The sequence below is a fragment of the Thauera sp. genome, from assembly GCF_035444905.1.
Lineage (GTDB): Bacteria > Pseudomonadota > Gammaproteobacteria > Burkholderiales > Rhodocyclaceae > Thauera.
Genome location: NZ_DAOMPS010000048.1, coordinates 22,989 through 33,559, shown reverse-complemented (window position 1 = coordinate 33,559; position 10,571 = coordinate 22,989). Strand labels below are relative to the sequence as shown.

Here is a 10,571-nt window from a genome sequence, read left to right as displayed (position 1 = left end):
ATCGGCTGGCTTGGGTGAGCGCGCCCAAAAGGTCAATTGATCAGGGGTTCCCTAGGTTTCGTCATTGCCTCGCAGGTGCAGACCCTGAACCGCCCCGACATAACCGTTCGCCCCTTGGCCGGCACGCCGCCCATGCTGTCCACCTACCTGCTGCGCCGCAGCGCCGAACCCTCTGAGCCCATGAAGCGGTTTCTGCAGCGCGCCCGCGAGGAGTTCCTGCCAAAGGGAGATGAACCGGCCTCGTGACGTTGAGCGCTCGGGTACATTGGCTACTGCTGGCTGTCCATGGCTCGCACTGGACTTGCTCGGAGCGCACGTTGACCAAGCGTGGTTTTTCAGTCCATAATTATGTCCATCTCGGTTCGCCGAGTGCGGAAAACTCGTTATCAATCAACGAGTTGGGAACACGATGATGTTCCCATCGCCCGCTCCACCAGTCCCGCGCCATCACCTGTCAGTTGCGCCACGTGTGCGCCAAGCCTCGAGGTCGGCGCGCTCGATGTAGGTCTCGAGCCGGTTGATGTTGCCCGGGAGCTGGCGCCCTTCCCATTGCTCGGTGGCCCAGCGCTTCACATTGGCGCGCAGCGCGCAGTGCTGGATTGCGTCGGCCAGCATGACCTCGGCGTCATGCTGCGACATCGCCTCGCCGGCCAGCAGCTTTGCGGCCTGCTGCAGCGTCAGGGTGGTGGCCTGCTCGATCTCGGTGCTCATCGTCGTCTCCACGGAAGCCCGGAATGGGCCGGTACGCCCTGTCGACCGCCACGGGCGCGCAAGATGCGCGGGACGCATTCCCTGCAGGCCCGATTCAGCGCTAGGCTTGCATGGCGGCATTCACTTCAGGATAGCCATGAAAACCGTTCTTGCGCGCCACGCCTGGTGGCTGGGGCCGGGCCTGCTCTGCGTGCTGGCCGGCGGCCTGCTGCTGGCACCGCCGATCGCCCAGCCGCAGGACTATCACCGCCTTGCCGATGCGAGGGCCCTGGCTCTCGGCCCGTGGACCCTGCCGAATGCAGCCGATGTGCTGAGCAGCCTGGCTTTCGTCGTCGTCGGCGTCGCAGGCCTCGGCCTGCTTCGCCGCGCCCCCGCACCGCAGCAGTTGCCCCTCGGGGTCTTCTTCGCCGGCCTCGCGCTGATCGGCCCCGGTAGCATCCACTACCACCTAGCGCCCACCGACACGACGCTGTTCTGGGACCGCCTGGCGATGAGCATTGCCTTTGCCGGCGCCGTCGGCGCGGTCGCCGCTGAGCGCCTGGGGCCGGTCGCCGGGCGCGCCTGGCTGTGCGCCTGGCTGCTGCTCGGCATGCTGGCACTGACGCAGTGGCGCCTTGCCGACGACCTGCGGCTCTATCTGGTGGTGCAGTTCGGCGGCTTCGCCCTGCTCAGCGTATGGCTGGCGCTACCCTGCCTACCCGGCTGCCTGCGCCTGCCGTGGGGCTGGCTGCTGCTGGCCTATGCGCTGGCAAAGCTCTTCGAGATGGCCGATCAGGCGGTGTGGACGTTGAGCGGCGGCCTCCTTGCCGGCCATGCGCTCAAGCATCTCGTCGCCGCGCTCGGTGTGCTGCCCCTGCTGCACGCCCTCGCCCGACCTCACAACTCGGGGGGCAGATAGAGGCTCTCCTTGACCTCTTCCATCACCACGTAGCTGCGCGACTCGGTCGCCGACGGCAGCTTGAGCAGGATGTTGCCGAGCAGGCGCCGGTAGTCGCTCATCTCGGCGATGCGGGCCTTGATCAGGTAGTCGAAATCGCCCGACACGAGGTGGCACTCCATCACCTCGGGCACGAAGGCGAGCTCCTTCTTGACGCGGTCGAAGGTGTCGTTCGACTTGGCGGCGAGCTTGAGCTCGACGAACACCAGCAGCGGCCTGCCCAGCGCGCGCGGGTCGATGCGCGCGTGGTAGCCCATGATGACGCCCTCGCGTTCAAGCCGGCGCACGCGCTCGGTGCACGGCGTGGGCGACAGCCCCACCCGATGCGCCAGTTCGGTCATCGACAGACGCCCATCCTTTTGCAGCAAGTCGATGATCTTGCGGTCGATGCGGTCGAGTTCGCGCATTTCACTGCCCCCGGCTGATTTGAGCACTCAGTTTAGTTTATTCCACTATTTATTAGTCTTTATTGAGCGTTTTTCACTGCCTTATCATCAATAAACTGCCGACATTCCACAGCAAAACGGCAGGAGACTTGAGATGAACGTAATCGTACTCGGAAGCGGCGTGATCGGTACCACCACCGCCTGGTATCTGGCCCAGCGCGGCGCACGCGTGACCGTCATCGACCGCCAGCCGGGCGCCGCGCTGGAGACCAGCTTTGCCAACGCCGGCCAGGTGTCGCCAGGCTACTCCACCCCCTGGGCCGCACCCGGGATTCCGCTCAAGGCCATGAAGTGGCTGTTCCAGCGCCATGCGCCGCTCGCCATCCGTGCCGACGGCAGCCTGTTCCAGCTGCGCTGGATGGCGCAGATGCTGGCCAACTGCACCAGCGCGCGCTACACGGTCAACAAGGAGCGCATGATGCGCGTCTCCGAGTACAGCCGCGACTGCCTGCGCGAGTTGCGCGCCGACACCGGCATCCACTACGAGGAACGCAGCCGCGGCACGCTGCAGCTGTTTCGCACCGAAAACCAGTTCGAGGCCGCCGCGCGCGACATCGCGGTGCTGAAAGAGTGCGGCGTCCCCTACGAACTGCTGAGCGCGGACGAACTGGGCCGCGCCGAACCTGCCCTCGCCGGCCGCAGCAGCAGCCTGGCGGGCGGCCTGCGCCTGCCCAATGACGAGACCGGCGACTGCCACCTGTTCACCGCCCGGCTCGCCGAGATGGCCCGTGCCGCGGGGGTGGAGTTCCGCTTCGGCATCGACGTGCATGAGCTGCTGCACAAGGGTGGTCACATCGACGGCGTGCGCATCGGCAGCGGGGCAGACGCGCAAGTGCTGCGCGCCGACCGCTACGTGCTGGCCTTCGGCAGCTACTCGCGCCAGATGGCGGCCAGCCTGGGGCTCGACCTGCCGGTCTATCCGGTCAAGGGCTATTCGCTCACCGTGCCCCTGGTGGACGCCGACGCCGCACCGGTGTCGACGGTGCTGGACGAAACCTACAAGGTCGCGGTGACGCGCTTCGACGACCGCATCCGCGTCGGCGGCATGGCCGAGCTCGGCGGCTTCGACCTGCGTCTCAACCCGCGCCGCCGAGAGACCCTGGAGATGGTGGTGGGCGACCTCTTCCCCGGCAGCGGCGACCTCGCACGGGCCGAGTTCTGGACCGGCTTGCGGCCGATGACGCCGGATTCGACGCCGATCGTGGGCGCCACGCCCTATCCCGAGCTGTTCCTCAACACCGGCCACGGCACCCTCGGGTGGACGATGTCCTGCGGCGCCGGCGCCCTGGTTGCCGACCTCGTCTGCGGCCGCCAGCCGGCGATCCGCTGCGACGACCTCGGTCTGGCGCGCTACGGCCGCGCCGCCACCCGCGGCGCGCGCGGGCTCAGCCTGTCGCCGGCCTGAAGCCGGCCTGAGGCCGGCAGACGCCGCCGGCCGACCGCACGCGTGGCACCGGCAGGGGGATGCGCAAGATTGCGCAGCCCCTGCTTTGCCTGCACCATTTCGACCTCGAAGCTGCCAACCGGATGCCCCCGATGCGCCCCGCCCGCGCCCTGATCGATCTCGCCGCCCTGCGCCACAACTACCGCCTTGCCCGTGAGCGCCACGGCGGCCGTGCCCTCGCCGTGGTGAAGGCCAACGCCTATGGCCATGGCGCCGTGCAGTGCGCCTGCGCCCTGGAGGGCGAGGCGGACGGCTTCGCCGTTGCCTTTCTCGAGGAGGCGCTGACCCTGCGCGCCGCCGGCATCCGCAAGCCGATGCTGCTGCTGGAAGGGGTGTTCGAGGCCAGCGAGCTGGCCGACGCGGTGCGCGAAGACCTGTGGATCGTGGTCCATCACGAAGCCCAGCTGCGGATGCTGGAGACGACGACGTTGGCCGCGCCGCTTCATGTCTGGCTCAAGATCAACACGGGCATGAACCGCGCCGGTTTCCTGCCCGAGGCGGCCAGTGCCGCCTGGCAGCGCCTGCAGGCGAGCGGCAATGTGGCCGACATCACGCTGATGACCCACTTCGCCCGTGCCGACGAACCGCAGGTGATCACCACGACCGAACAGATCGCGCGCTTCGACGCCGCCACCGCGGCACTGCCGGGCGCGCACAGCCTCGCCAACTCGGGCGCCATCCTGGGCTGGCCGCAGGCGCGGCGCGACTGGGCACGGCCGGGCATCCTGCTCTATGGTGCCGACCCGCTGCCGCAGGAGGGCAACGGGCTGCAGCCGGTGATGACGCTCGAAAGCGCGGTGATGGCGGTGCGCGAGATCGCCGCCGGCGAGGCGCTGGGCTATGGCGGCCGCTTCGTCGCCGACACCCCCACGCGCGTCGGCCTGGTCGCGATGGGCTACGCCGATGGTTATCCGCGCGTGGTTCCGGACGGCACGCCGGTCAGCGTCGATGGTCACCCCAGCCGCATCATTGGCCGGGTGTCGATGGACATGCTGACGGTGGATCTGAGCAGGCTTCCCACGGCCGCCATCGGCAGCCGCGTCGAGCTGTGGGGGCGCGAGGTGCCGGTCAACCGCATTGCTGCCGCGGCCGGCACGATCGCCTATGAACTGCTGTGCAACGTGAAGCGGGTGCGCTTCAGCTACCAGGGCTGAGCGCGGCCCGCCCTTCCGACTCAGTCGCGAACGCGGTCGATCACCACCCGCAGGCCGCTCGCATCCGGCGCCACCGCGGCGCTGGCGCCCTCGAGGTCGCCGCTGCGTGCGGTGGCATCGCCACCCTTGGCGACGCGCGCGGCGACGATGATGCGCTCGGGCACCGGCATGTCACCCATCATCATGGTCGCGCCGTTGAAGCTGAAGTCGAGTGGCAGTTCGCGCGCGGTGAAGCGCAGCGCCGCCAGCGGCGGTCCGCCCGCCTCGCCGCGCGCGAAGACGAACACCACGTCGTCCGGCGCGACCTTGTCGCCGAGGGCCTCGGCAAGCTCGAGGCGGCCGCTGGCCGTCAGCGCCGTCGTCGCCGCAGGGGCGGCCGCGCCTTCGTCCGCGGCGAGGGGCGCCATGCCCGCCCTCGCGCGCGCATTGTTGATGCTTTCGCGCACCCCCGCCGCCATCTCGTTGCCGGACGGGATCTGCGCCAGGATGCGCTCCCAGTGGCTCGCGGCGCCGGCAAAGTCGCCGCGCTGGTAGGCGGCGGTGCCGGCGAGCGCGAGGGCCTTGACGTGATTGGGCGCGACTTCCAGCGCACGCTGCACCAGCGCCTCGGCCTCACCCTGCACCGAGCCGCTCACCACCGCCGTGACGTCGGCCCAGTCGGTGAGCACGTCGGGATCCTGGGGCGTGAGCGCACCCAGCCGCGCATAGGCGGCAAGCGCCTTGGGGTAGTCCTCGAGCACCACGTAGGTGCGCGCGAGCATCGTCCACCCCTCGACATTGTTGGGCTCGTTCTCGAGCCGGGTAACGAGTTGCCCGACCATCTCGTTGACCTGCTCGCGGGTGAAGCCCTGCTGCGTCGTCAGATTCTGCGGGTCGAGGGCATCCGGCTCGCCGAGCGCGACATAGACCGCCACCGCCACCGCCGGGATCGTCAGGGCCATGCCGATCGCCCACGAGCGGCTCGGGCGCACGTCGGCACTGTCGGCCGCCTCGGCCGCCGCCTCGCCCTCCTCGAGGGCGCGACGCTCGAGCTCCTCGCGGCTCCTGGCATGACTGGCGGCATCGATCTGGCCTGCGGCGAGGTCGGCATCGAGCTCGGCGAGCTGTTCGCGCAACACGGTCAGCACCATCGTGCTCTGCTGCGCCTGCTGGCGCCGCTTGCGCGCGCCAGCGCCGAGCAGCGGCGGCAGGATCAATAGCAGGGCACCGGCCAGCAGCAGGCCGGCGAAAAGGATGAACGCGGTCACGAACGGGACTCCGGGGATTCAGTGTTTGTCGGCGCCGTCTCGGCGCCCGCGAGCAGCGCGCGGGCGCGCTCGCGCTCCGCAGCCGACAGGCCACGCTCGGCCTCGACCTCGGCACGCCGCCGGCGCAGGCGGAAGGCGAGCCAGCCCGCGCCGCCCACCAGCAGCATCGCCGGCCCCAGCCACAGCAGGGCGGTCGCAGCGCGGAACGGGGGCTGGTAGAGCACGAACTCGCCATAGCGGGCAACGACGTAGTCGACGACCTCGGCCTTGGTGCTGCCGGCCTCGAGCTGCTCGCGTACCTGGTTGCGCAGGTCGACCGCCAGCGGTGCGTTCGACTCGGCGATCGACTGGTTCTGGCAGACGAGGCAGCGCAGCTTGTGCGCGAGCTCCATCACATCGGCCTCGAGCTCCGGGTTGGCCGCCACCGTGGGCGCCAGGCCCGGATCGGCAGCCGCCTGACCGTCCTGCGCCCAGGCCGCTGCGCCCAGCGCCAGGCCGAGGCCGCAGACGAAGGCGAATGCGGTGCGCCGCAGCGCGAACAGGGATCCGTCAACCCGCACGGCGGACCTCCTCGATCTTGGGGATCAGCACGTTCTGCAGCGTCTCGGGCGTGATCGGTCCGATGTGCTTGTAGCGGATCTTGCCTTCGCGATCGATGAGGAAGGTCTCGGGCACGCCATACACACCGAAGTCGATGCCGACGCGGCCGTCGATGTCGAGCACCGACAGCACGTAGGGGTCGCCATGATCGGTGAGCCAGCGCCGCGCGCGCTCGATCGCCATGCCGGTCTCGGCCTCCAGCGCCAGGCCGCGCGGGTTGATGGCGCCGTCGCCCCGCACCTCCTTGTAGTTGAGGCCAACGATCGGCACCAGCTTCTGCCGGGCCATGCGCACCAGCACCGGATGCTCCTCGCGGCAGGCGACGCACCACGACGCCCACACGTTGAGCAGCCACACCTCGCCACGCATCTCCTCGAGCGCAAAGGCCTGCTCGGGCTGGTCGAGGCGGGCCAGGCTGAAGTTGGGCGCCGGCTTGTCGATCAGCGGCGACGGCACTTCGCGCGGGTTGAGGGTGAGGCCGAAGGCGAGAAATCCGGCGAGACCGAAAAACAACAGCAGGGGAACGAGAAACTTGGCTTTCATGGGCTTCCTTGGGACTTCACTCAGGCTGCGCCGGCGACACGCTGCGCAGCCCCGACCTTGGCGTCACGCTCGGCGAGCCGGCGGTAGCGACGATCAGCCGCGGCGAACAGCCCCCCCAGGCCCATCAGCGTGCAGCCGAGCCAGATCCAGCTGATGAAGGGCTTGTAGTACAGGCTGACGATCCAGGCGCCATCCTCGAGCTGCTCGCCAAGCGAGACATAGACGTCGCGGAACGGCCCGATGTCGATCGAGGCCTCGGTCATCGGCATGCCCTGCGCCCAGTACAGGCGCTTCTCGGGGGTCAGGGTGGCGATCGCGCGGCCGTTGCGGGTGACCTCGATGATGCCGCGCTCGGCATCGTAGTTGGGGCCGTCGGCCTCGATCGCGCCGCGGAAGGTGAAGGTATAGCCCGCCATCTCGGCGCGCTGACCCTGCTGCATCTTGACGTCGAGATGCTGGTCGAGACTGCCGACCATGGTCACCCCGATGATGAACACGCCGACGCCGAGGTGGGCCAGCCACATGCCCCACCACGCAGCAGTGATCGAGCGCAGGCGCGAGCCGGCCGAGGCGCCGGCCCGCTCCGTGAACCGGCCGACGAGCAACTGGATGCTGGCCAGCACCACCCAGGCGGCGAGGAACAGGCCCAGCGCCGTGCGCCAGGTCAGGTGATCCACCGCCATCGCCGCCCCAACCCCGATCACGATGCTGGCGATGAAGATCGGCGCCACCTTGCGCGCGGCGGCGACGAGGTCGTCATCCTTCCAGCGCAGGAAGGGGCCGAACATCATCAGCACCACCACCGGGGTCATCAGCGGCACGAATACCGCCTCGAAGTACGGCGGGCCGACCGAAATCTTCCCAAGGTTGAGTGCGTCGAGGAACAGGGGATACAGCGTGCCGATCAGCACCGAGCTCGAGGCCACCGTGAGCAGCACGTTGTTGCCGAGCAGCGCGGTCTCGCGCGACACGAAGCTGAAGCTGCCACCGCCCGCCAGCTTGGGCGCGCGCATCGCATACAGCAGCAGCGAGAAGCCGATCACGAGCACCAGCAGCGCCAGGATGTAGAGGCCGCGCTTGGGGTCGGTGGCGAAGGCGTGCACGCTGGTGATGACGCCCGAGCGCACGAGGAAGGTGCCCAGCAGCGACATCGAGAACGCCGCGATCGCGAGCAGCACCGTCCAGCTACGGAAGGCGCCGCGCTTCTCGGTGACGGCCAGCGAGTGGATCAGCGCCGTGCCCAGCAGCCAGGGCATGAAGGAGGCGTTCTCGACCGGGTCCCAGAACCACCAGCCGCCCCAGCCCAGCTCGTAGTAGGCCCAGCCCGAGCCGACCGCGATGCCGGCGGTCAGGAACACCCACGCCACCGTCGTCCACGGCCGCGACCAGCGCGCCCAGGCGGCGTCGAGGCGGCCTGACAGCAGCGCGGCGATGGCGAAGGCGAAGGCGACCGAGAACCCGACATAGCCCATGTAGAGCAACGGCGGGTGGATGATCATGCCCGGGTCCTGCAGCAGCGGATTGAGGTCGCGGCCCTCGGCCACGCCCGGCAACAGACGATCGAAGGGGTTGGAGGTGACCAGGGTGAAGGAGATGAAGCCGGCGCTGACCCAGCCCAGCACGCCGAGCACGCGCGCGAGGAAGGCCTCGGGCAGATGGCGCGAGAACACGGTGACCGCCACCGTCCACAGCGACAGCGACATCGCCCACAGCAGCAGCGAGCCCTCGTGGTTGCCCCACACGCCGGTGATCTTGTACATCAGCGGCGTCGCGCTGTGCGAGTTGGAGGCCGCGAGCTGGACCGAGAAATCGCTGGTGATGAAGGCCCAGGTCAGGCACACGTAGCTGAACAGGATGAAGAAGAACTGGCCCTGTGCGGCCGGCCGGCCCACGGCCATCAGCGCCATGCTGTTGCGCTGGGCGCCGACCATCGGCACGATGGCCTGCACCAGCGACAGGACCAGGGCGAGGATGAGGGCGAAATGTCCGAGTTCGGGGATCATGATGTCACTGGCTCACGGTCTGGGCGGCCTTCTGCGCCTGCTCGACGGCATGCGCGGCTTCGGGCGGCATGTAGTTCTCGTCGTGCTTGGCGAGCACCTCGGTGGCGCGGAACACGCCGTCTTCCTCGAGGCGACCCTGCACCACCGCCCCCTTGCCCTCCTTGAAGAGGTCGGGCAGCGTGCCGCGGTAGGTCACCGGGATGACCTTGGCGGTGTCGGTGATCGCGAAGCGCACGGTCAGGCCGTCGCCCTCACGGGCAATCGAGCCGTCCTCGACCATGCCGCCGATGCGGAAGGTCTTGCCCAGCGGCGCCTTGCCTTCGGCGACCTCGGACGGCGTGTGGAAGAACACCAGGTTCTGCTGGAAGGCGCTCAGCACCAGGGCGACGGCCGCCACCAACAGGGCGACACCGCCACCGACCAACATCAGACGCTTGCTACGGGCTTTCATGTTTCAGACTCCAGGGCGGGCTCGCGAGCGCCGCCGTTATGCTTGCCAACATCCTTGCCGACCGCGCGCCGCCAGCGCAGCAGCCGGCGCGTCGTGTCCTTCCGACGCTGGAACACGAGCACGAGTTCCAGCGCGATGAGGCCGAAGGTCACGGCGTAACTGCCCCACACGAAGACGGCGGCCCCACCCATGTCCCAGAATGCGGACCAGCTTTCCCATTGCATCAGGCACGCCCTCCCTTGTTCGCGGCCTCGGCCTGCAGGGCCTTCTCGAGCACCACCCCCACCCATTCGGTGTGGCGTTCACGCTCGAGGATCATCGGGCGCACGCGCCACAACACCACGGCGATGGTGTACATCCACGCCGCGATCGCCATCACCAGCATGCCGGCGAGCATGGTCGCCGCCATCGACGGCGCCTTGGTGAGGCTCACCGAGGCGCCCTGGTGCAAGGTGTTCCACCAATTCACCGAGAAATAGATGATCGGCACGTTAACCGCACCGACCAGCGCGATGATGGCGCCGGCGCGATCGGCGCGGCGCGGGTCCTCGATCGCGCGGGTGAGCGCGATGAAGCCGAAATACAGGAAGAGCAGCAGCAGTTGCGAGGTCAGTCGCGCATCCCACACCCAGTATGCACCCCAGGTCGGCTTGCCCCACAGCGCCCCCGTCCACAACGCGACGAAACAGAAGATCGCGCCGGTGGGGGCCAGCGCCTGACTCATCACGAAGGACAGGCGCGTGTTCATGACCAGGCCGACTGCAGACCAGAAGGCCATCACCAGGTAGATGAACATCGACATCCAGGCCGCCGGCACGTGGATGAAGATGACGCGGTAGACCTCGCCCTGGGTGGCGTCGGTCGGGGCGACGAAAAACCCGAGCCACAAGCCCACCACGGTGAGCACGACCGCGATCACGGCGAACCAGGGCGCCAGGGTTCCGGCCAGGGGGTAGAAGTGCTGCGGGGAGGCAAAGCGGAACAGGCTGCGCCCGCGTTCGGGAGTCGTCATGCGTCGAAAGGTCGCTTTTACGG

General features: G+C 68.7%; 12 protein-coding genes. 3 read left to right on the top strand and 9 right to left on the bottom strand.

Translation table 11 applies throughout. From position 1 onward, the window contains the following. Positions 1-447: 447 nt before the first annotated feature. Positions 448-711: a hypothetical protein gene (locus PLC66_RS17630; RefSeq protein WP_324542841.1), complete on the bottom strand. Its 264-nt coding sequence runs from the start codon at positions 709-711 to the stop codon at positions 448-450. A gap of 136 nt (positions 712-847) precedes the next feature. Here PLC66_RS17630 and PLC66_RS17625 point away from each other — a divergent pair, with 136 nt between their 5' ends. Then, positions 848-1,609, top strand: a complete 762-nt coding sequence (locus PLC66_RS17625) for a hypothetical protein (protein WP_324542839.1) — start codon at positions 848-850, stop codon at positions 1,607-1,609. Here the strand turns inward: PLC66_RS17625 and PLC66_RS17620 are convergent. Further along, positions 1,588-2,055 (bottom strand): Lrp/AsnC ligand binding domain-containing protein, encoded by a 468-nt coding sequence (locus PLC66_RS17620; RefSeq protein WP_324542837.1) that lies wholly within the window; start codon positions 2,053-2,055, stop codon positions 1,588-1,590. The two genes, PLC66_RS17625 and PLC66_RS17620, sit on opposite strands and share 22 nt — an antisense overlap. 133 nt (positions 2,056-2,188) lie before the next feature. Between PLC66_RS17620 and PLC66_RS17615 the strand changes: the two genes are divergently transcribed. Continuing rightward, the gene (locus tag PLC66_RS17615; RefSeq protein WP_324542835.1) at positions 2,189-3,499 is read left to right on the top strand and encodes a D-amino acid dehydrogenase; all 1,311 of its coding nucleotides are present in this window, start codon (positions 2,189-2,191) and stop codon (positions 3,497-3,499) included. 131 nt (positions 3,500-3,630) lie between these two features. Next, positions 3,631-4,692: an alanine racemase gene (gene alr, locus PLC66_RS17610; RefSeq protein ID WP_324542833.1), complete on the top strand. Its 1,062-nt coding sequence runs from the start codon at positions 3,631-3,633 to the stop codon at positions 4,690-4,692. A 20-nt stretch (positions 4,693-4,712) separates the two neighbouring features. On the opposite strand, the gene ccmI is transcribed toward alr, so the two are convergent. Genes ccmI through ccmC form a run of 7 tightly spaced genes read right to left on the bottom strand, consistent with a single transcriptional unit; the run spans position 4,713 to position 10,548 of the window. Next, positions 4,713-5,939 carry a c-type cytochrome biogenesis protein CcmI gene (gene ccmI / locus PLC66_RS17605; RefSeq protein ID WP_324542831.1) on the bottom strand — a complete coding sequence of 409 codons (1,227 nt, stop codon included), beginning with the start codon at positions 5,937-5,939 and terminating at the stop codon, positions 4,713-4,715. After that, the gene (locus PLC66_RS17600; protein WP_503012234.1) at positions 5,936-6,499 is read right to left on the bottom strand and encodes a cytochrome c-type biogenesis protein; all 564 of its coding nucleotides are present in this window, start codon (positions 6,497-6,499) and stop codon (positions 5,936-5,938) included. Before PLC66_RS17600 ends, ccmI begins: the two co-directional genes overlap by 4 nt. Next, positions 6,489-7,082, bottom strand: a complete 594-nt coding sequence (locus PLC66_RS17595; protein WP_324542829.1) for a DsbE family thiol:disulfide interchange protein — start codon at positions 7,080-7,082, stop codon at positions 6,489-6,491. The genes PLC66_RS17600 and PLC66_RS17595 overlap by 11 nt, the downstream gene beginning before the upstream one ends. Before the next feature lie 20 nt (positions 7,083-7,102). Next, the gene (locus tag PLC66_RS17590; protein WP_324542827.1) at positions 7,103-9,085 is read right to left on the bottom strand and encodes a heme lyase CcmF/NrfE family subunit; all 1,983 of its coding nucleotides are present in this window, start codon (positions 9,083-9,085) and stop codon (positions 7,103-7,105) included. Positions 9,086-9,089: 4 nt separating this feature from the next. Then, on the bottom strand, positions 9,090-9,536 hold the full coding sequence (ccmE, locus tag PLC66_RS17585) for a cytochrome c maturation protein CcmE (RefSeq protein WP_324542825.1): 447 nt from the start codon (positions 9,534-9,536) through the stop codon (positions 9,090-9,092). Continuing rightward, positions 9,533-9,760, bottom strand: a complete 228-nt coding sequence (ccmD, locus tag PLC66_RS17580; RefSeq protein WP_324542823.1) for a heme exporter protein CcmD — start codon at positions 9,758-9,760, stop codon at positions 9,533-9,535. Before ccmD ends, ccmE begins: the two co-directional genes overlap by 4 nt. Then, the gene (gene ccmC, locus PLC66_RS17575) at positions 9,760-10,548 is read right to left on the bottom strand and encodes a heme ABC transporter permease CcmC (protein ID WP_324542821.1); all 789 of its coding nucleotides are present in this window, start codon (positions 10,546-10,548) and stop codon (positions 9,760-9,762) included. The genes ccmD and ccmC overlap by 1 nt, the downstream gene beginning before the upstream one ends. Positions 10,549-10,571 lie beyond the last annotated feature (23 nt).

Coding starts and splice junctions, on each gene's coding strand:
- PLC66_RS17590 (WP_324542827.1), bottom strand. CDS start 9,085: ATGATCCCCGAACTCGGACATTTCGCCCTCATCCTCGCCCTGGTCCTG.
- ccmD (WP_324542823.1), bottom strand. CDS start 9,760: ATGCAATGGGAAAGCTGGTCCGCATTCTGGGACATGGGTGGGGCCGCC.
- PLC66_RS17615 (WP_324542835.1), top strand. CDS start 2,189: ATGAACGTAATCGTACTCGGAAGCGGCGTGATCGGTACCACCACCGCC.
- PLC66_RS17625 (WP_324542839.1), top strand. CDS start 848: ATGAAAACCGTTCTTGCGCGCCACGCCTGGTGGCTGGGGCCGGGCCTG.
- PLC66_RS17620 (WP_324542837.1), bottom strand. CDS start 2,055: ATGCGCGAACTCGACCGCATCGACCGCAAGATCATCGACTTGCTGCAA.
- ccmE (WP_324542825.1), bottom strand. CDS start 9,536: ATGAAAGCCCGTAGCAAGCGTCTGATGTTGGTCGGTGGCGGTGTCGCC.
- PLC66_RS17595 (WP_324542829.1), bottom strand. CDS start 7,082: ATGAAAGCCAAGTTTCTCGTTCCCCTGCTGTTGTTTTTCGGTCTCGCC.
- ccmC (WP_324542821.1), bottom strand. CDS start 10,548: ATGACGACTCCCGAACGCGGGCGCAGCCTGTTCCGCTTTGCCTCCCCG.
- PLC66_RS17630 (WP_324542841.1), bottom strand. CDS start 711: ATGAGCACCGAGATCGAGCAGGCCACCACCCTGACGCTGCAGCAGGCC.
- alr (WP_324542833.1), top strand. CDS start 3,631: ATGCGCCCCGCCCGCGCCCTGATCGATCTCGCCGCCCTGCGCCACAAC.